Genomic DNA, 19,474 nt, shown 5'->3' with positions numbered 1-19,474 from the left:
CTTCGCGCGCGTCACCAGCCCATAGCCAGCGTCGCCGATACCCAGGCTACGGCGGTGATCGCATAGCCCTGGTCGTTCAGATGCAGGGCGTCGGCGCGAAGCGACCTCGGAATGATGCCGGCGGCGATGTCCTGTTGGTCCTCGGTCGTTTGATTGGCTGCGACGACGAGTGCGGCGTACAGGTCGACGAAGCGTGTCGCGTAGAGGGTAGCCAGTGTGGCGTTCAGGGTGGCGATCGTCTGGCGGGTTTCGGGGTTGTCGGCGGACGACGGTAGAATCGAGCCGATCAGATAGCGGCTGCCGGGGACATGGGCGGCCATGGCCGCGATGTCGGAGAGAACGGTCTCGGGTGTCGTCGCATTGTTGCGGCCGGCCGATAGCCATTGGATCTGGCCGGTGCTCGCATCGCTGGGGTGGAAGGGCGTGGCGTATGCGACGGGCACGGCGTCGCCTGCATGGCTGCGCGTGAACAGGTAGCGCGTACCGCCATCGGTCGTCAGCGTGCCCTCCACGCCGGCCAGCGTGCCGTGTAGGCCGATGGCGCCGTTGGCGCCGTGCAGCGCCTCGACCGATCGGTAGAGGACCTCCACTTGCGGGGTCCCGTCGCCCCATTCGATGACGATGTTGTCGAGCGACCAGCGGAGAAGGGTGCCGCTGCTGAGGAAGGCGATTGCGCCGCAGGGTGGGTTTGCGTTGGCGAGATTGCCGGCTGAGAAAACCAGTTCGTAATGACCGCTCGCCGCGACTGCCCATGTCGGGTCGTCGTCCGATGTCGTTGTCGCCCAGCTGCCGCCCGGTGCGCTGAGGCCGCCGACATGGATCTGGCCGCTGCCGTCGATGAGCTCGATGTCGAAGGCGATGTGGATGAGCTTGCCGCCTGGGATGATCTGGCCGCCGGGGATTTCGGCGATGGCCAGTTCGCATCCTCGCAGCACGCCGGCGTCGTCGTTTTCGACGATTAGTTTGCCGTCGCGCGCGACAACCGGTGCCGCGTGGCCGTCCTGGATGCGCGGTAGCCAGCCGTCGCTATCCTGATCGAAACGGTATCGCCGCGAGAATTCCGGGTGGTAGGCGGGGATTTCGCCGTCGCCGGGTGTCAGCTGCAGTGCGGTCGCGGCCGCGCCTTGTTCGAACTGGCCGGGGAAGATGCGCAGCGTGATGTCGATCGCGCTGCCCGGGATGATGTCGAGCAGATGCGTGGAGCGGATGAAGCTGTGGCTGTTCGTCGCCGTTGCCGAGACGTGGCTCCGCCTGCCATCAAGGGCGAAAGCCGGCGCGGCGATTTCGGCGAGGTAGCCGCCGAGCTCGTCGGCCTCGATGAGCAGAAGGCGCATGCCCGCTATGCCCGAGGTGGAGCCGGCGATCATCTGAATCGCGCTTGATATCGTCCAGGGGGTGCCCGGCTCCGCCGCGTGGTTGGCGGCGATGGCGCCGTAGATCTGTCGGCCGATGTCGGTGAAGCCGGCTGTCGCCGTCCCGTGGATTTTGACGTCGCCATAGGGCAGGCCGTTTTCGTCGGTGCCCTTGTTGATGCACTCATGGGTGAGACCGTTGACGATGCCGGTCTCGAACCGGTCCATCCAGTCGCGCGTATGCGGAAAGAGGTTCCTGATATCGCCGCCGGCCACGGCAAGCTTGAGCGGCACGCCGCCTTGTCTGGCTGCGATCTCGGTCGAGGTCTGGCCGCCGATGCCGCGATTGATGATCATTCTCGGCGGGTCGAAGAGGCTGGCGGCGATGGCCGGGAAGGTGGTGTCGCGGGACGATGCGCCGGCGCCTTCGGTCAGGCTGTCGCCGAATGCGATGATTGTGCGAGGGCCGGGGCGTTGCCGGGCGGGGGATTGGGCAGTCGAAAGGCCGATACCGACAAGCATTGCGGGTCTCCTGTAAGGATTGGGAAAAATATCCTAATTCAGTGTCGGGAGACGGGGACGAGCTGTCGGCGCAAGTTCTTTTACGGTCGAAGCGCTCGAAGCGTGGCTACCTTCATGTTGTCTTAAGTAATTATCTTGAGATTACAGGTTCCTTGTTCCATGATGATTCCGGCCGGAAGGTTTTCTGTGTCCGACGTCATGTCGATCGATGCAGATCGCCTCCGTAGAGAACATGTTTCCTGGTCATCGATCGCGTATCGCGGCCGCTAGACTTGATTTCACAATAGTATGCCGCCTGTGTGCGCTCGCCGTGGGCCTGATTGGGAAGATTGCATGAATTCGGAGTTTGCCGTTCGCCCCATGCGGCCCGGTGAGTTGGAGCTAGTGCTCGAATGGGCGCGCCAGGAGGGGTGGAATCCAGGTCTCGACGATTCGCTTCCATTTCATGACGCGGATCCATCGGGGTTTTTCGTCGGCGCAGTCGGCGAAGTCCCGGTTGGCTCGATCTCCGTCGTCAAGTATGGCGACGATCTGGCCTTTCTCGGGCTCTACATGGTTCACCCGGAATTTCGCGGCAAGGGTTACGGCAGGGCGATCTGGGATGCCGGCATCGCATCGGCGAATGGCCGCAGCATTGGGCTCGATGGCGTCGTTGCCCAACAGGAGAATTACCGCAAGGCCGGCTTCGAGGAAGCCTACAAGACGGTTCGCTATGGCGGCGTCATCGGCTCTTTGCCATCGTCGTCGCTGACCGCCACGCCCGTGACCGACAAGCTGGACGGGCTGGTGCGCTATGACGCCAGCGTGTTTTCAGCCCAGCGCCCGGCCTTCGTGACCTCGTGGTGCACCAACCGCAAGCATCGGCGCACGGCCGTCGTGCGCAAGAGCGGCAAGATCCGTGGCTATGGCACGATCCGCCGCTGTTATGACGGATACAAGATCGGGCCGCTGTTTGCCGCCGATGCGGATAGCGCAGCGGCGCTGCTTTCCACGCTTGGGCAGGAGGCGAAGGGCGCGCGGGTGTTCATCGATATCCCCTCCGACAATCGCGACGCGGTGGCGCTTGCCATCGGCATGGGGCTTGAGCCTGTGTTCGAGACATCTCGCATGTATCGCGGCGCCGTTCCCACGGTTCCGCTGAAGAATGTCTTCGGCGTCACCACATTGGAACTGGGCTAGCTAGCTCGCGTCCGAAGTGGCAGGTGCCGCGCGATTGGGGCGGCCCTTTTCGGCGATGGCGATGCCGCCGAGCGTCAGCACCAGCGCCACGATGTGGAACGTCTGCAGTGTTTCGCCGAGTAGCGCGACAGAAAACAGCGTGCCGAAGACGGGCACGAGATTGATGAAGAGCGCCGCGCGGTTTGCGCCGATCCACTCGACGCCCTTGATGTAAAAGACCTGTGCCATCAGCGAGGCGAAGATCGCCGTGTAGATGGTGATGAGCCATCCGGTGCCGTCGGGAGCCTGTGCCGCGCCCTTTGAGGCCTCCCAGGCCAGAAGCGGCAGCGCGCTCAGCATGGCGCCGAGCGCGGGCACCGCCATCAGCGTGCGCCAGTCGAGCGGCGGTTTCCATCGCAGGAAGATGGTGTAGACCGAGTAGGCGGCGACCGCGACCAGCATCAGGCCGTCGCCGGTGTTGAGGCCGAGCTCCAGGAGCGTGCTCAGGCTGCCATGGGCGGCCGTCAGCGCCACGCCGAGCAAGGTCATCGCGAAACCCAGGATTTGGGCCAGCGACACGCCGGTGCGGAAGAACAGGAAGTTGAGCAGGAATATCAGCATCGGGATGCCTGCCTGCTCGATTGCGACATTGATGGCGGTCGTATATTTTACCGCTGAATAGAGCATGGCATTGAACAGCGTGTAGCCGACAATGCCGTAGAAGAAGAGCAGAGGGAGGTTTTTGCGCACGACCGGCCAGTCGCGTCTCAGCTGCGGCACGGATATGGCGGCAATGATCGCCGTTGCGACGAACCAGCGTAGCGATGTCAGCATCATCGGGCTGACGTGACCGAGCGCCAGTTTTCCGGCAACGGTATTGCCACCCCAGCACATCGCGGCAACGACAAGGCATATGTAGGCTGCAAACTGCACGGCCGATTCTCTCCCGGTCGGCTGCGCGGGCGCAGAACTTCCTCCGACGATGGCGGCAAATAGCCTGCCAATAGCTGATTTGTCACGTAAAAAGCCAATTCAGACGGCAATACAGGGTCGCTTTCCCAAAAACAAAGCCTTATAGATGCGCGGGTTTGAGCAGGGAGCGGTTAAATCCGCCTTTAACAGGAAGACGTGAATGACGAACGTAGTTGTGGTCGGTTCGCAATGGGGTGACGAAGGCAAGGGCAAGATTGTCGACTGGCTTTCGGAACGTGCCGATGTGATCGTGCGCTATCAGGGCGGACACAATGCGGGCCATACGCTGGTCATCGATGGTGTCAGCTACAAGCTGGCGCTGCTGCCGTCGGGCCTCGTGCGCGGCAAGCTCAGCGTCATCGGCAACGGCGTCGTCGTCGATCCGCATCATTTCGTCGCCGAAGTCGAGAAGCTGCGTGCCCAGGGCGTCAACGTATCGCCCGAGATTCTGCGCATCGCCGACAACGCGCCGCTGATCCTCTCCCTGCACCGCGATCTCGATGGCTTCCGTGAAGATGCTGCCTCCAACAGCGGCACCAAGATCGGCACCACCCGTCGCGGCATCGGCCCCGCCTACGAAGACAAGGTCGGCCGCCGCGCGATCCGCGCCATCGACCTTGCCGACAAGGAAGCGTTGCCGGCCAAGATCGACCGCCTGCTGACGCACCACAATGCGCTGCGCCGCGGCCTCGGCCTGCCGGAGATTTCGGTGGAATCGCTCGAGAAGGAACTGAACGACGTGGCAGATCAGGTTCTGCCCTATGTCGACCAGGTCTGGCGTATCCTCGACGACCAGCGCAAGGCCGGCGCGCGCATCCTGTTCGAAGGTGCGCAGGGCGCGCTGCTCGACAACGACCACGGCACCTATCCTTTCGTCACCTCGTCCAACACGGTTGCCGGTCAGGCTGCCGCAGGCTCCGGTCTCGGCCCGACGGCGATCGGTTATGTTCTCGGCATCACCAAGGCCTACACGACCCGCGTCGGCGAAGGTCCGTTCCCGTGCGAGCTGAACGACGAAGTCGGCAAGCATCTTTCGACCGTCGGCCGCGAAGTCGGCGTCAATACCGGCCGTCCGCGCCGTTGCGGCTGGTTCGATTCCGTTCTGGTTCGCCAGACGGTGAAGACCTCAGGCATCACGGGCATCGCGCTCACCAAGCTGGACGTTCTCGACGGCCTCGACGAACTGAAGATCTGCGTCGCCTACAAGCTCGACGGCAAGGAGATCGATTATCTTCCGGCCAGCCAGGCTGCCCAGGCGCGCGTCGAGCCCGTCTACATCACGCTTGAGGGCTGGAAGGAATCGACCGTCGGCGCGCGCAGCTGGGCCGATCTGCCGGCCCAGGCGATCAAGTATGTCCGCCAGGTTGAAGAGCTGATCGGCGCCCCCGTCGCTCTCCTGTCTACAAGTCCTGAGCGCGATGACACCATACTTGTGACCGATCCTTTTGAGGATTAAGGTTTTATATGATTATTTGTGTGGTTCGCGCGGCGAACCACACTCTTAGAGAAAGTACGTATGGCGGATTTTATCGCAGTTATCCGGCGGGCGGTTGACGGCCTGACCGACAACACTCCCGATATGCGGGTGAAGGTTTACGAGCGTGCTCGCGGTGCCGTACAGCGGCAGCTCGAGAACATGAAGCCGCGTCCGCCCGAGGCCATGCTGCAGCGCCAGCTGGAAAAGCTCGAAGCCGCCATTCGTGAAGTCGAAGCCGAGCATGCCGACGCACTGCCGGCCGAGGACCAGGCTGCCGTCGCCGAGCCGGTGACGGAAGCGCCGGCCGAGCCGGAAGTCGCGCCCGAGCCAGTCGCGGAAGAGGCGGAGGACGCTCCGGAGGCCGAGCCGGCCTACGAGGCGCCCGCGTACGAAGAACCCGCTTACGAGGAACCGGCTTACGAAGCGCCCGTCGAGCCCGAGGCTCCGGTTGCTGACGAGCCTGTCGCGCATGAGGAGCCGGTTTACGAAGAGCCGGCGCCGGTGCATGCCGCCGAGGTTCACGAAGAGCCCGAAGTTCAGCCCGAGCCCGAAGTCTATCACGAGCCCGCGCACTCGCATGCCGAGCCCGTGTTCGAGGAAGCGCCGCATGTGTCCGCCGCCTCCGAGCCGGAAGCGGTCGAGCCGTGGCAGCTGCCGGTCGAGGACCAGTATGAGGCCGCGCGCGAGACGCATGGCCATGATTTCGCTGCCGCGCCTGATGTCGAGCCCTATGCAGAGCCTGTCATCGACGACGCGCCGCGGGCGCAGCCTGTCGCGCGCGATTTCGACCTGAGCAACCGTCTCGTCGAGCCGGTTCCGGTGTTCGAGCCGCCGCATCAGTTCGTCGAGCAGACGCAGGACGATCCCATTCATGCCGACGCCGCCGGTCATTTCGACCCGGTGTGGAACGAGCCGGCAGAAGAAGTGCCCGAACCGTCCACGAAGACGGTTGAGCCGACGGATTGGGCGCTCGAGGAACTGCGCCAGTTCTCCGAGACCTCGCATGCCGCACCTGCCGCAAACGATGCGGCGCGCGCCTTCGACGAAGTAGTGTCGAGCATCGACTACGCTGCGGCGCCGGTAGCGGCTGCACCGGCAAAGATGCCGGCTGCCAATGAGAGCTTCTCCTGGGAAGCGGCTGCGTTCGACGATCTGCCGCCGATCGACAACGACAAGAAGACACCGGCTGCCACATCCTACGAGGATGTCGATCTCTTCTCCGAAATTCATGGCGGACCGACGCCGAAAAACGAGCCTCTCGCCGGCGACGACTGGCAGGAAGCGACCCGGCTTCGCGGCTACGACAATCGTGGCGTCGTTGCCGAGGATGACGATGGCCTGCCGGTCGCAAGCAACGACGACGACATCGCCTCGAAGTTCCAGGGCAAGAATTTCCGCATGGAGCCGAAGCGCCGTCGTTTCGGCATCGGTTCCATCATCGCGCTTCTGATCGCTTTGGGCGTTGTCGGCGGCGGCGGTTATGCCGCCTATACGCACCAGGCCGCGCTGACCGAAATGGTCAAGGGCCTCGTCAGCGCAGCACCATCGCAGACCGCGCAGACGCCGCCTGTTGCAGGCACGACAGCGCCTGCGGACCAGACAAGCGATGCCAAGCCGGCTGCTGCGACGCCTGATGCCGCGCAGAACGGTGCGGCTTCCGCCGACGGTTCTGCTGCCGGCAACAAGTTCACGCAGCGGCTGATGGCCGATGGCACCGAGGTCGATAGCGGCCCGGCGGCTGCACCAAGCACGCAGGTCGCCGAAGGCAAGTCCGTCGCCGAGCAGAATGTCGCTTCCGCCGACCCGGTCGCACCGGCCGCCGCAGGCACGACACCGCCGGCAGCCGCTCCTGGCACGGCCGCACCTGCCGTCGCAGCATCCGCGACGCCGCCCGCAGCCGGCCAGACCGCGCCTGCCGGTTCCAGCGAAAAGATGTTCCTCTATGAGGAGCGCATCGGCCAGAGCTCGCCTACGGCGATCCAGGGCTCGATCGTCTGGAGCCTGCACCACGAGGCCGGCGCCGACGGCAAGCAGGAAGCTTCCGTGCAGGGCACGCTGACGGTGCCCGAGCGGAACCTCACGGCGCAGATCAACTTCAAGCGCAATTCCGATCCGTCGCTTCCGGCCAGCCATATCGTCGAAATGGTGTTCTCGCTGCCGGCGAATTTCGAAGGTGGCGCGATCGACAGCGTTCAGCGCATTTCGATGAAGCGGACCGAGCAGGATCGCGGTGATCCGCTTGTCGCGGTGCCCGCCAAGATCACCGACGACTTCCACATGATCGCGCTCAACGATTATCCGGATGCCCGCAAGGCCAACCTCGACCTGCTGTCGACGCGCGACTGGATCGATATTCCGATCACCTATCGCAACGGCCGCCGCGCGCTTCTGACCATGCAGAAGGGCCCGACCGGCGTCGAAGCCTTCAACGCCGCGATCCGCGAATGGAACGCAGCCGGCGACGTCTCGACCAGCCAGTAAGGCCGGTCGTTCAGACTGAACAAATACAGGAAAGGGCAGGTCGCGAGACTTGCCCTTTTTGACGAGATCGGCCCCCTTCGTTGCCGGGCTTTCTGGATTTGGAGTTTGGACAAGATGACCGCTGCGAGCCGCCCGGATCTGAGCGATATCAACCTCGACGACTGGGTGGAGCGCAGGCTTCCCAGAGCATGGCGACCCTACACGCGTCTGGCGCGTCTGGATCGTCCCGTCGGGATATGGCTCACGCTTTTCCCATGCTGGGCGGCGCTAATCCAGGCGTGGCACGGCTTTCCCGATATTCGGCAGCTGGTGATATTTTCGCTCGGCGCCTTGTTGATGAGAAGTGCCGGTTCCACCGTCAATGATATCGCCGATCGCAAGTTTGACGGCCATGTCGAGCGGACGCGCTTCCGGCCCCTGGCGAATGGCCAGATTGGTATCCTGCAGGCAGTGAGCTTTCTGGCCGTTCAGCTTGCGCTGGCAGCCTCGCTGCTGTTCTTCCTGTCGCCCTACACACGGCTGGTGGCGATCTGTGTTGTTCCGCTCGTCTTCATCTATCCGCTCTGCAAGCGCTTCACGCACTGGCCACAGGCCGTTCTCGGCGCGGCGTTCAACTGGGGCATGTTGATGGCCTGGGCCGAGGTCGCCGGGCACATCCCGCTTGGGGCCATCCTGATGTGGGGCGGGGCGATTGCATGGCAGATCGGCTACGACACGGTCTATGCCTATGTCGACGTCAAGGATGACACCCGGCTTGGACTGAAATCGACGGCGATCCTTTTTGGCCGGCATGGCAAGGCGATCATTGGCGTCTTCTACGGCGTGGCCGTTGGCGCATGGGCGCTCGGCGGCTGGCTGCTCGGGATGTCGCTGCCTTATATGCTCGGAATTCTGGTGATTGCCGCCCATCTTGCGTGGCAGACCGGGCGGATCGACCTTGTTCGCCCAGAGGTGAATTATCGGCTGTTCCTGGCAAATATCCTGACCGGCTTGCTGCTGGCGGGCGCGGCATTGCTGGGCACCCTGTAAACGAAAAGGGCGGGTCGTGAGACCCGCCCTTTGTCTTTTGGGGATTGGTTCGCTTACGCAGTGGCTTCGACGACGCGGACGGCCTTGGCGCGGTCGAGCGCGTCCTTGCGGACGGCGTCCTGAACCTTTTCGAAGGCGCGGACCTCGATCTGGCGCACGCGCTCGCGGCTGATGTCGAACTCGCTCGACAGATCTTCCAGCGTTACCGGATCTTCGGAAAGGCGGCGTGCCTCGAAGATGCGGCGTTCGCGGTCGTTCAGAACGCTCATCGCCTTGGCCAGCATGCGGCGGCGGGTGTCGAGTTCGTCCTGCTCGATCAGCACGTCTTCCTGGCTGTCATGATCGTCGACGAGCCAATCCTGCCACTGGCCGCTGTCGCCTTCCGACGCCTTGATCGGCGCGTTGAGCGAAGCGTCGCCGGACAGGCGGCGGTTCATCGAGATCACTTCTTCCTCGGAGACGCGCAGCTTGGTTGCGATCTCGGCCACGTGTTCCGGTTTCAGGTCACCTTCGTCGATGGCCTGGATACGGCCCTTCAGGCGACGCAGATTGAAGAACAGACGCTTCTGGTTCGCGGTGGTGCCCATCTTCACAAGCGACCAGGACCGCAGGATGTATTCCTGGATCGAGGCCTTGATCCACCACATGGCATAGGTTGCCAGGCGGAAACCGCGTTCCGGGTCGAACTTCTTGACGGCCTGCATCAGGCCGACATTGCCTTCCGACACGACTTCGCCGATCGGCAGGCCGTAGCCGCGATAACCCATGGCGATCTTGGCGACGAGACGCAGGTGGCTGGTGACGAGACGATGCGCAGCCTCGCGGTCGCCATGTTCGGAATACCGCTTTGCCAGCATGTATTCTTCCTGCGGCTCCAACATCGGGAACTTGCGGATTTCGTCGAGATAACGGTTGAGACCGGCTTCGCCGGCGGTAATGGACGGCAATCTGCTTCGGGCCATTCTTGCACCCTCCTATCTGAATTCCGATCCCCGCTTGGACGCGTCCCTGCGTCTTGAAGGCGAACCGGGAACGTGCGGCTTTGTCAAAGCCCGCACGAAGTCAGTGTAGAGATAAGTGTGGCGAAACCGTAGTTCAAGGCTCAGGCCCGCTTCACGATGCCGTTACAGCTCGGCATTGCGCAAGGCGTCGACCAGCGCCACCATATCGTCGGGCAGGGGGACCTCGAAGCGCATGAGTTCGCCGCTGCGCGGGTGTTCGAACTGCAGCATGTAGGCATGCAGCGCCTGGCGGCCGAAACTATTGACCGCCTTCTTGGCTGCATCCGGCAGAAGGTTGGCCTTGGTCTTGAAGCCCGCGCCATAGACGGTATCGCCGAGGAGCGGGTGACCAATATGGGCCATGTGGACGCGGATCTGGTGGGTGCGCCCGGTTTCCAGATGGCACTCGACGAGAGAGGCCAGCGACAGCGCATCCGGCGTCTCGTGGAAGCGCTCGATCACCTCGTAATGCGTGATCGCCTCGTCGGCATCGGCGGTGCCCGGGCGCTTGACGGCGCGGCGCGTGCGGTCGCCGGTGTCGCGGCCGAGCGGCGCGTCGATGCTGCCGGTCAATGTGCGCGGGCGGCCCCAGACGACGGCCTGGTAGGCGCGCTCGATCGGCATGGTGCGACCGTGGTCGGCGAACTGGGCGGAGAGGTGGCGGTGCGCGACGTCGTTCTTGGCGACGACCATGACGCCCGTCGTGTCCTTGTCGAGGCGGTGCACGATGCCCGGACGGCGCACGCCGCCGATGCCCGATAGGCTGTCTCCGCAGTGATAGATCAGCGCGTTGACCAGCGTTCCGTTCCAGTTGCCGGCGGCCGGATGGACGACCATGCCCGATGGCTTGGAGATGACGATCAGGTCGTTGTCTTCATAGAGAATGTCGAGCGGGATGTCCTCGCCCTTCGGCGTGGGATCCTCGGGCTCGGGCAGGTTGATCTCGAAGACGTCGCCGGGACGGACCTTCTTCTGCGGATCGGCGACGACTGATCCCTTCGACGTGACCTGACCTTCCTTGATCAGCACCTTGATGCGGCTGCGGGAGAATTCCTCGCCGAGCTGAGCCGTCATCCACGCATCAAGCCGGCCTTCGGCATGTTCATCCGCCGTCAGGACTTTCATATTGCCGGCTGCTTGTTTAAAGGGGTCGCTCAAGACGCTTCTTCTCCGAAGTATTTTATAGAATGGAACGCCATATATGACGAATGTCCAGCCAGAAGACGATCAGGAAGAAAAGCCCCTCGATCCGGCAATGGAAAATGTCCGACGCAAGATGATCCGCCTGCAGATCGTCTCCGGCTTCATCATGTTCGTGAGCCTTATGGCGGTCTTCGGCGCGGTTGTCTACAAGACGATGCGGGCGCCGGCCAAGGAGCCGGTCGCGATTTCATCCGCCGGAATTCCGTCGGATGCGCCGGTTTCCGTGACGGCAAACCTGCCCGCAGGCTTCGTTCTCCAGTCCTCTTCGCTTTCGGGCGGCCAGATCATGTTCTTCGGCAAGACCGCCGAGGGCGTGGCCAAGGCGCTGGTGTTCGACATCAAGGCCGGAAGCATCATTGCCGACGTGACCGTCAACGGCGGCTGAGAACGATGGCCCCCCGGCTGATTGCGATCGACAATGCTGACGACCCTGGTATCGCCGAGTTTCGCGACATTCGCGAACGCGATCTGACCGGGCGGCATAACCGGTTCATCGCCGAGGGTACCGTCGTGCTGCGCATGCTGGCCGAGGCGCACCTGATGGGCGGCGATTTCGCGGCCGAGAAGGTGCTTTTGCTGCGCAACCGCGTCGACGGCGTTGCCGATATTCTCGAACGGCTGCCGGAAGACGTTCCCGTCTACGTCGCGGAAGCGGATGTGCTCGACCGTATCGTCGGCTTCCATCTTCATCGCGGGGTACTGGCGCTGGGGCGGCGGCAGCCACAGGGCGGGGCGCTGATCGATCGGTTGCCCGAGCGCTCGCTGGTGCTGGTCGGTTGCGGCATTTCAAACCACGACAACGCCGGCTCGATGTTCCGCAATGCGGCTGCCTTCGATGCCGATGCCATCTTTCTCGACGAGACCTCGTGCGATCCGCTTTATCGGAAGGCGATGCGCGTTTCCGTTGGCTCCGTGTTGAGCGTTCCCTACCAGCGCGGCGGCGATGCGGTTGAGTTGCTCACGCAATTGGCCGAGCGCGATTTCGGCATCTGGACATTGTCGCCGCGCGGCGAGGTCGATATCCGCTCCATTCCGGCCTCCGAGCGCATGGCGCTGGTGGTCGGCACGGAAGGCGAGGGGTTGCCGCAGGCGGTGCTGTCGCGGTTTCGCAGCGCCCGCATTCCGCAATCGCCGGGGCTCGATAGCCTCAACGTCGCGACTGCGACCGGCATCGCGCTGTTTGCCATGTCTTCCACGGCCAAGCGTATCTGAGATCTGCTGGCGGCTAGGCTTAGCCGGGCTGCGACAGGATCGTGGCGGCGCGCTGGGCGAGGTCGATGCGCTCGCCTTCCTTCGTTTCCGCCGTCTCCGGCAGCAGCTCGCGGATCGGCGAGGCCTTGCCTTCGTTGATGGCGGTCAGGGCCACCATGTCGGCAGCGATGGTTGCGATCTCCTCGCGGATCGCGCCGTCGTTGGAGGTGTTCAGCCTGGCGGCGAGGATTTCCTCGGAGACCGCGGCGCTGCGGGCGCGCACTTCTTCGGCGAGGCGGGCTGCGACCGCGGCGGTATCGAGTTCTGAGATCGGGGCTTCTTCCGGCACGGGCTTTTCCTGCGGCGGGATGAGAACGAGGGGAGCAAGGCCGGCGGAGCGCAGCGCGCGGTTCGCCTTGCGCATGTCCGCATTGGCGGCCTTGACCTGATCCTTGAGCTTGGTCAGATCCTGCTGCCGGCGCGTCAGAAGCGCTTCCTTGTCGGCAAGGGTCGCCTTGTCGCGCTCGGCGCGGTCTTCGAGGCGCAGAACAGCGTGTTCCTGCTGCGTCAGCTTCTGTTCGGCATCCTTGGCGCGCTTCTGTAGCAGGCCGACATCCTGGCGAAGTTCGTCGCGCTCGGTGCGCAGGCCGCTGTGCTTGAAATTGAGGTTCTCGAGCTCGGTCTCGCGCGCGGCCATGTCGATCTTCAGATTGTCGGTCTGTTCGACGATCTTGTTCAGGCGGATACGGAGAGCATCGAGTTCGCCTTCCTTGGCGGCACTGGCCTGTTCGGCGATGTGCAGGCTCGTCTTCAGCTGGCTGATATAGTTCTCGTCCTTGCGCAGATGCGAGCGCAGTTCGGCAGCCTCGACACTCATGTCGGCGATCTGGGCCTGAAGCGCGCTGATCTCGGAGGCGAAGTGGCCGGCGTCGCGGGCGATCTGGTCGTGCTTCAATTGCAGCGACATCGACTTTTCGCGCTCGCGAATCAGATCCTGCGTGGTGCGGGCGTTTTCGGCGGCATAAAGCGCGCGGACCATGTCCTTTTGCGCACGCACTTCCTGGGGGCTGAGCGGCATCGTCGCGCGCATACGGTTTTCGGTGTACCAGACGATACGGCGATGGACGGCCGGCGATACGAGGAAAACCAGGAACGCCGCGGCCAGAAAGCCCAATCCGAACAAGAGCGCGTATTCGATCACGGCGAGGCCACTGCTTCCAGAAGTTGATTTGCGTCAGCCAATGATTAAGCGGCCAACGCCGTTAGGGCAAGTGGCGGATGGGTCACGGCGACACAGAGTTCGCCGTGACGACGATATCAGAAGGGGTTCCAGGTCGGATTTGGGGTAATCTTGATATAGCCGACGTTGAGGCCGAGGCGAGCGCCGACGCCAGTGCGGATCGGCACGACGAGGACGTTGTTGTTCTTGAGCAGCGTCATGCCGAAGCCGGCGATGACGAAGGCCTGGCCGCTGACGCCGCCGAAACGGGCATAGATCGCGTCTGTCGAGGGCAGGTCGTAAACCAGCATCATGACGCGCGTGCCCTGGCCACCGTAGTCGATGCCGAGCGAGGGGCCCTGCCAGTAGAGCGGATGCTCGCCGGCGTTCTTGGTATTCAGCTGGCCTTCGCCATAGGTCAGGCCGGCGATGAAGGCGCCGGAGCCTTCCTGGCCGAGAATGTAGCCGTTCGGCAAGCCGTACTTCTGGAAAGCGGCCTCGACCGCCTTGGCAAGGCCGCCGCTGGTGGAGCCGAAGAAGGAGTGGCCGGCGTCGACGATTTCTTGAACCGAGTATTGATCATTCCTGGCTTGCTGAGCCGCGGCCTGGGTCGCGACGAGCATCAGGCACGAGATCGCGAGCATCGAGACCCGCCGGCAGTCGGCCAGGAATCTTCCTAGGATTGAGGGGCGCATGGTGTCATCCGTTCATCATGGTCGATACATGGTGCCGTTTCCGGCGTTTCTATCATTTTGCGCGGATGGTCTTAACAATCGGTTTACCAAATATGGTGTCATTATGGCGCCGAGTACGCTCGCAAACTTCGTGCAATGATGAAGCAATATGTGTGGCGGAATGAATCACCGCCTTCTTGGAGACAATGATGTCGAAGAATCCAAACCTTACCCTGACCGGCCCAGATCTGGCCGCGCTTCTCTGCAGCCGTGTTTGCCATGACGTCATCTCGCCCGTCGGCGCGATCAACAACGGCCTCGAACTGCTTGACGAGGGCGGCGCCGATGCAGACGCCATGGATCTTATCCGCACCAGCGCGCTGAACGCCTCGGTTCGTCTCAAATTCGCACGCCTTGCCTTCGGCGCTTCCGGCTCCGTCGGCGCTTCGATCGACACTGGCGAAGCCGAGCGCGCCGCCAAGGACTTCGCCGCCGCCGAGAAGAAGACCGAAGTGGTCTGGAACGGCCCGCGCGCCATCATCGCGAAGAACCGCGTCAAGCTTCTGCTCAACCTGTTCCTCGTCGCTTATTCCTCCATTCCGCGCGGTGGCCAGATCGATATCACGCTCGAAAACCCGGAATTCGACGCGAAGTTCACGCTCGTCGCCAAGGGCAAGCTGATGCGCCTGCCGCCGAAGTTCGTGGAGATCTCGACGGGTGAGATCGAAGAAGCGATCGATGCGCACACGATCCAGCCCTATTACGCAGTGCTGCTCGCGGAAGAGTGCGGCATGAAGCTTGGCCATAGCGCCAGCGCCGAAGAGATCGTCTTCACCGCCGAAGTCATTCCGGCCTGATCTAAAACAGCGCCGGGATAGATTCCCGGCACATTGCTTGTATCGAAGTAATACTTCCTTAGCCGAATGTTTCTATCCTTGCCCGTGAAGATGCCAGCCAGGAGAGAAGCTGGGCAATGGAGCAGCGATGCAAAGGTTCATGATCACCGATTCGTCGGACGTCGTTCGTAAGGTCGGGAAGCGGATTCTCTCGGAACTCGACTTCATGGTCAGTGAAGCCTCCAGCGCCAGCGAAGCATTGTCCCACTGCCAGGTGGAGCTGCCGGACTACCTGATCGTCGATTCGTCCATGGATGGAGCGCTTGATCTGATCGTGGCGGTTCGCGCCATGGAAGGCGGCAAGGAGGTCAAGATCTACTATTGCGTGATCGAGGCCGACCTGAAGAAGCTGATGATGGGCAAGCGGGCAGGGGCCACGGACTTCCTGCTCAAGCCATTCGACCGCAAGATCCTGACCGCAGTCTTCGGCAATCGCGCCATCGCAGCCTGATATTTCCATTCGATTCAATCGCAAAAGCCGCCTTCGGGGCGGCTTTTGTCGTTCCGGACTTATTCCTGGGCACAAAAAATCCCGCCGTGAAGGCGGGATCTTAAGGATGATCGGCGTAGGGACCGAAATCGGATATCAGGCTGTTTCGGCGTATTCGGCGCCGTCAGGCTCGCGCAGAACGTAGCCGCGGCCCCAGACGGTTTCGATGTAGTTTGCGCCGCCGGCAGCGTTTGCAAGCTTCTTGCGCAGCTTGCAGATGAAGACGTCGATGATCTTCAGTTCCGGCTCGTCCATGCCGCCGTAAAGGTGGTTCAGGAACATTTCCTTGGTGAGCGTGGTGCCCTTGCGGAGCGAAAGCAGCTCCAGCATCTGGTACTCCTTGCCCGTCAGGTGAACGCGCTGGCCGCCGACTTCGACGGTCTTGGCGTCGAGGTTGACGATCAGTTCGCCGGTCATGATGACCGACTGGGCGTGGCCCTTGGAGCGACGGACGATCGCATGGATGCGAGCAACCAGTTCGTCCTTGTGGAAAGGCTTGGTCATGTAGTCGTCGGCGCCGAAGCCGAGACCGCGAACCTTGTCCTCGATGCCGGCCATGCCGGAGAGGATCAGGATCGGTGTTTTAACCTTGGACAGACGGAGAGTGCGAAGCACTTCATATCCGGACATGTCTGGAAGGTTGAGATCAAGAAGGATGATATCATAATCATACAACTTGCCGAGATCGACGCCTTCTTCACCAAGATCGGTGGTGTAGACGTTGAAACTTTCTGACTTGAGCATCAGTTCGATGCTCTGCGCTGTCGCGCTGTCATCTTCGATGAGTAGTACCCGCATTCTTATCCCCTTTACCGCCGCCGAAAGGTGGTCTGGCCCCTACGCGATACAGAAATGTCACTGCGTGATTTGGAAGCTGCCACGAAATGGTTAACAAATTCTGATTCACTCTGGCAAGAGGTAATCAATTTATTAAATATTTTGTCCATTCCGCTGTTTTCCAACGAGAATCCGCAAGGCCCTCTTCTCAACTGTTACATTAAGAAAGGCCGGCAAGCGATTCATTCGACTCACCAATGAAACGGACCGGAAATCGCGTAGTTGTGTTTACCGACCCTTAAATCATCGGCACTATCATTAACGATGCCCGTAAACGAAAGGTTACCAGCGGTAGGTTTTTGTTAACGCCGAGGGAAATTTTTTGGGCAAGTCGCATGACAGCGGCAGCTAATGGGCGGTTTCAAGTGAAGCCGGGGTCTCGCATCACTGGAGTAATGCGTATGAAGTCGCGTGAGAGCCTAGTTCGTCTGAAAGAGTTTCAGGTGAACGAAAAGCGTCGTCAGCTGCAGCAGTTGCAGATGATGATGTCTGAATTTGACCGTATGACGAAGGATCTGGAAAGCCAGATCGTCGTCGAGGAAAAGAAGTCCGGCATTTCCGACCCGAATCACTTCGCCTATCCCACCTTCGCGAAGGCAGCACGCCAGCGCGCGGACAATCTTCAGGTTTCGATCAAGGAACTGAGGATGCAGGAAGAGGCCTTGGAGCAGACGCTCGAAGAGATGCAGGCGGAATATGCACGCGCTGCCGCGCTCGAAGAGCGCGACGGGGCGGTTCGGGCACGAGCCTAGCGCATCGGCCCGAAAATCGGAATCGATTTTCGGAAAGCTCGATGCGTAGATTCAAAAAGTTAGAGCGTCCTTTGTGCGTCCATTCGGACGCACGGCGCTCTAAGCCAAGATGATCGATGCCTTCGGGCATCGGGGGTGTCATCTCATAAAAGCCATGCATGACGGGCGTGCTGTCCGTCATACATGGCTTTTGGCGTTTCCTGCCCTCTAGAAAATCAGTTGATGACGTCGCGCCATTCTTCATGGCGAAGCGCCTGCGCCTTAAAGAAAGGGCAGAGCGGAATGATCTTCCAGCCGCCGGTTCTGGCGGCTTCGACCGCATGCAGCGCCAGCGCCTGGCCGACGCCTTTGCCGCGCAGCGCATCCGGAACACCGGTATGATCGATGATGATGAGCGTCGGCGATGTGCGGGAATAGGTCATTTCGGCCTGGTGGCCTTCGAGCTCGGCGACGTAGCGGCCGCCCGATGCGTTTTCTTCGTTGGTGATCTTCATCCCGACTGCCTTCCTTTCGATTGCGTTGAAGCAAACGTGCCATGGCGCCGGCGCAAAGCAAAGGCCGCTCAAGGTGACGCATTGTTCGATGAAAGGGGAGGCAGGTGGTTCGGCGCTTGCGAAAAGAAGATGCCGAGCCTTGCTCGCGCAGCCTCTGTCCGAGTGGTCTTTGTGGACGGTGGCCGCGCTTCAGAGCGTCGGTTCAGTTCGGCAATGAGATAAACGCCGGAAAGCAGCAAAAGCTTCGGGCCGGCTTCACATCTTGCGATGTGCGGTCGGCCCGAACTGAAATGGAATCAACTTCAATAATTAATCAATGGCGATACTGCTGGATGCGCGTGGTGCGCAGACCGGCAAGACCATGGCTATTGATGGATGACTGCCAGGAGAGAAACTCCTCGACGGTCAGGGTATAGCGTTCGCAAGCTTCTTCCAAGCTCAACAGGCCACCGCGCACAGCTGCGACAACCTCTGCCTTACGGCGAATTACCCAGCGCCGAGTATTCGGCGGCGGCAAATCCGCAATCGTCAGCGGGCTGCCATCGGGGCCGATGACATATTTCACTCGGGGACGTATCATTTCGGTCATTGGACTCTCTACACAACTCAAGACCACGAGAGCCACTCTAGCTTGTCACATTTAAAAATTGCCTAAACGCGTCGTAAGACTTTGATAATAAATTTAACCGCGTCGCATGATGGCGCTGGCGCGCGCTTCGCGCACGGCTTCCCTTGCGTAAATTTGTCATAAGTGCATGGGAGCCATGCACAATGAATATTAGTTGTCTGATCCTCATCAAACTATAAGCCTCCCCAGGGGCAGATAGAACGTCGCGTGTCATCGCGATTGTTGTTTTTGCGTGCGTTGGGAATAGAATGTCAGGCTTCGCATAACGTTGAAGCGGCCGTTTTTTCTTTTCCTATACTTTGATTGTTGCTGCCAGAAGACCGTTTTCAGGCAAGTTTAGCCTTTGAAGGACGAAATCGATGCGGAATGAAGAACGCGCCGTTCAAGACGGCGCGGCGAATATTGTTTTTTTATCGTCAGAGAAGTCCAGTCCATCGCCGGATCCTAAGGAGCGCCTCGCGCGTCTCGCGAAAGCGGCGGGTTTCAACCACTATTTGTTCGCGGGTTTTCCACATGGCGATAATGGCGGCTTTGCGGGAAACCACATTTTCAGCAACTGGCCCGACAGCCTCGTTGCCGCCTATGACGAAGATGACCTGTTTCACAATAGTGCGCTTGTTTCGGAGCTCAGGAAATCGAGCCTGCCGGTTTCGTTTGGTGTCGGCGCGTTCGAGAGCAGCGTGACCAACCCGAAAAACGAGCGGATCACCGGGCGGTTTCGCGAGCTCGGATTTCGCCGGACATTTGCTTTCGTGCTCCATGACGCCGATCGCCAGCCTTATATTTTCGCGTTTTCGGGCGCGCGGGCGGATCTTTCGCGCGAGGAGGCGATGGCGCATGTGTTCAGCGCCATGGAATTTCTCGACGTCTATGCGCGGCTGCAGGTGACCGAGCAGCCGCTGGAGAACCTCAGCAGCCGCGAGATCGAATGCCTGCGCTGGTCGGCGGCGGGCAAGAGCAGCGACGAGATCGCCATCATACTGGAGCTCTCGCCGCACACCGTGGTCGGATATCTGAAAAGCGCGATGCGCAAGCTCGATTCCGTCAATCGGATGCAGGCGGTTGCCCGGGCCTTCCGCTACCGCCTGCTGTAACTCG

General features: G+C 61.5%; 19 protein-coding genes. 10 read left to right on the top strand and 9 right to left on the bottom strand.

Annotation, left to right across the window (positions count from 1 at the left end; all coding sequences use genetic code 11):
* Positions 1 to 11: 11 nt before the first annotated feature.
* A complete protein-coding gene (locus tag QTL96_RS22120; RefSeq protein ID WP_289729212.1) occupies positions 12 to 1,874 on the bottom strand; it encodes an SGNH/GDSL hydrolase family protein in 1,863 nt (620 codons plus the stop codon).
* A gap of 333 nt (positions 1,875 to 2,207) precedes the next feature.
* On the opposite strand from QTL96_RS22120, the gene QTL96_RS22115 reads away from it, so the two are divergent.
* Positions 2,208 to 3,053, top strand: a complete 846-nt coding sequence (locus QTL96_RS22115; protein WP_289729211.1) for a GNAT family N-acetyltransferase — start codon at positions 2,208 to 2,210, stop codon at positions 3,051 to 3,053.
* Here the strand turns inward: QTL96_RS22115 and QTL96_RS22110 are convergent, their stop codons facing one another.
* Positions 3,054 to 3,965 (bottom strand): DMT family transporter, encoded by a 912-nt coding sequence (locus QTL96_RS22110; protein WP_289729210.1) that lies wholly within the window; start codon positions 3,963 to 3,965, stop codon positions 3,054 to 3,056.
* Positions 3,966 to 4,164: 199 nt separating this feature from the next.
* On the opposite strand from QTL96_RS22110, the gene QTL96_RS22105 reads away from it, so the two are divergent.
* From QTL96_RS22105 to ubiA, 3 genes are all read left to right on the top strand, one after another.
* Complete coding sequence (locus QTL96_RS22105; RefSeq protein WP_047514597.1) at positions 4,165 to 5,460, top strand: adenylosuccinate synthase; 1,296 nt, start codon at positions 4,165 to 4,167, stop codon at positions 5,458 to 5,460.
* A gap of 60 nt (positions 5,461 to 5,520) precedes the next feature.
* Positions 5,521 to 7,962, top strand: a complete 2,442-nt coding sequence (locus QTL96_RS22100) for a hypothetical protein (protein WP_289729209.1) — start codon at positions 5,521 to 5,523, stop codon at positions 7,960 to 7,962.
* A 114-nt stretch (positions 7,963 to 8,076) separates the two neighbouring features.
* Entirely contained in the window at positions 8,077 to 8,991 is a 915-nt protein-coding gene (gene ubiA / locus QTL96_RS22095) for a 4-hydroxybenzoate octaprenyltransferase (RefSeq protein ID WP_289729208.1), read from the top strand.
* 53 nt (positions 8,992 to 9,044) lie between these two features.
* Here the strand turns inward: ubiA and rpoH are convergent, their stop codons facing one another.
* Positions 9,045 to 9,953 (bottom strand): RNA polymerase sigma factor RpoH, encoded by a 909-nt coding sequence (rpoH, locus tag QTL96_RS22090; RefSeq protein ID WP_289729207.1) that lies wholly within the window; start codon positions 9,951 to 9,953, stop codon positions 9,045 to 9,047.
* A gap of 162 nt (positions 9,954 to 10,115) precedes the next feature.
* A complete protein-coding gene (locus QTL96_RS22085; protein WP_289729206.1) occupies positions 10,116 to 11,150 on the bottom strand; it encodes an RluA family pseudouridine synthase in 1,035 nt (344 codons plus the stop codon).
* Positions 11,151 to 11,193: 43 nt separating this feature from the next.
* Here QTL96_RS22085 and QTL96_RS22080 point away from each other — a divergent pair, with 43 nt between their 5' ends.
* Both QTL96_RS22080 and QTL96_RS22075 read left to right on the top strand, forming a co-directional pair.
* On the top strand, positions 11,194 to 11,580 hold the full coding sequence (locus QTL96_RS22080) for a hypothetical protein (protein ID WP_113008336.1): 387 nt from the start codon (positions 11,194 to 11,196) through the stop codon (positions 11,578 to 11,580).
* 5 nt (positions 11,581 to 11,585) lie between these two features.
* Positions 11,586 to 12,407 carry an RNA methyltransferase gene (locus tag QTL96_RS22075; RefSeq protein WP_289729205.1) on the top strand — a complete coding sequence of 274 codons (822 nt, stop codon included), beginning with the start codon at positions 11,586 to 11,588 and terminating at the stop codon, positions 12,405 to 12,407.
* A 19-nt stretch (positions 12,408 to 12,426) separates the two neighbouring features.
* Here QTL96_RS22075 and QTL96_RS22070 read toward each other — a convergent pair whose 3' ends face one another.
* Both QTL96_RS22070 and QTL96_RS22065 read right to left on the bottom strand, forming a co-directional pair.
* On the bottom strand, positions 12,427 to 13,587 hold the full coding sequence (locus QTL96_RS22070) for a hypothetical protein (protein WP_112945351.1): 1,161 nt from the start codon (positions 13,585 to 13,587) through the stop codon (positions 12,427 to 12,429).
* A 116-nt stretch (positions 13,588 to 13,703) separates the two neighbouring features.
* Positions 13,704 to 14,300: an EipA family protein gene (locus tag QTL96_RS22065; protein ID WP_112945352.1), complete on the bottom strand. Its 597-nt coding sequence runs from the start codon at positions 14,298 to 14,300 to the stop codon at positions 13,704 to 13,706.
* A gap of 185 nt (positions 14,301 to 14,485) precedes the next feature.
* On the opposite strand from QTL96_RS22065, the gene chpT reads away from it, so the two are divergent.
* Together chpT and QTL96_RS22055 are read left to right on the top strand one after the other, a co-directional pair.
* The gene (gene chpT, locus QTL96_RS22060; protein ID WP_026282744.1) at positions 14,486 to 15,136 is read left to right on the top strand and encodes a histidine phosphotransferase ChpT; all 651 of its coding nucleotides are present in this window, start codon (positions 14,486 to 14,488) and stop codon (positions 15,134 to 15,136) included.
* Between the two features lie 127 nt (positions 15,137 to 15,263).
* Positions 15,264 to 15,626 carry a response regulator gene (locus tag QTL96_RS22055; protein ID WP_018897077.1) on the top strand — a complete coding sequence of 121 codons (363 nt, stop codon included), beginning with the start codon at positions 15,264 to 15,266 and terminating at the stop codon, positions 15,624 to 15,626.
* 135 nt (positions 15,627 to 15,761) lie between these two features.
* On the opposite strand, the gene ctrA is transcribed toward QTL96_RS22055, so the two are convergent.
* On the bottom strand, positions 15,762 to 16,463 hold the full coding sequence (ctrA, locus tag QTL96_RS22050) for a response regulator transcription factor CtrA (protein WP_003542362.1): 702 nt from the start codon (positions 16,461 to 16,463) through the stop codon (positions 15,762 to 15,764).
* Between the two features lie 440 nt (positions 16,464 to 16,903).
* Between ctrA and QTL96_RS22045 the strand changes: the two genes are divergently transcribed.
* A complete protein-coding gene (locus QTL96_RS22045; protein ID WP_018897078.1) occupies positions 16,904 to 17,254 on the top strand; it encodes a hypothetical protein in 351 nt (116 codons plus the stop codon).
* Positions 17,255 to 17,469: 215 nt separating this feature from the next.
* Here QTL96_RS22045 and QTL96_RS22040 read toward each other — a convergent pair whose 3' ends face one another.
* Entirely contained in the window at positions 17,470 to 17,748 is a 279-nt protein-coding gene (locus tag QTL96_RS22040) for a GNAT family N-acetyltransferase (protein WP_113008332.1), read from the bottom strand.
* Positions 17,749 to 18,061: 313 nt separating this feature from the next.
* Positions 18,062 to 18,337 (bottom strand): DUF1153 domain-containing protein, encoded by a 276-nt coding sequence (locus tag QTL96_RS22035; RefSeq protein WP_007533628.1) that lies wholly within the window; start codon positions 18,335 to 18,337, stop codon positions 18,062 to 18,064.
* Positions 18,338 to 18,735: 398 nt separating this feature from the next.
* Between QTL96_RS22035 and QTL96_RS22030 the strand changes: the two genes are divergently transcribed.
* Entirely contained in the window at positions 18,736 to 19,470 is a 735-nt protein-coding gene (locus QTL96_RS22030; protein ID WP_289729204.1) for a LuxR C-terminal-related transcriptional regulator, read from the top strand.
* The last annotated feature ends 4 nt before the right edge of the window (positions 19,471 to 19,474 follow it).

The sequence above is a fragment of the Rhizobium sp. S163 genome (assembly GCF_030380805.1).
In the GTDB taxonomy this organism is placed as follows: domain Bacteria; phylum Pseudomonadota; class Alphaproteobacteria; order Rhizobiales; family Rhizobiaceae; genus Rhizobium.
Note: the sequence above shows the minus strand (reverse complement) of the source record. Positions and strands in the feature narration are given on the sequence as shown.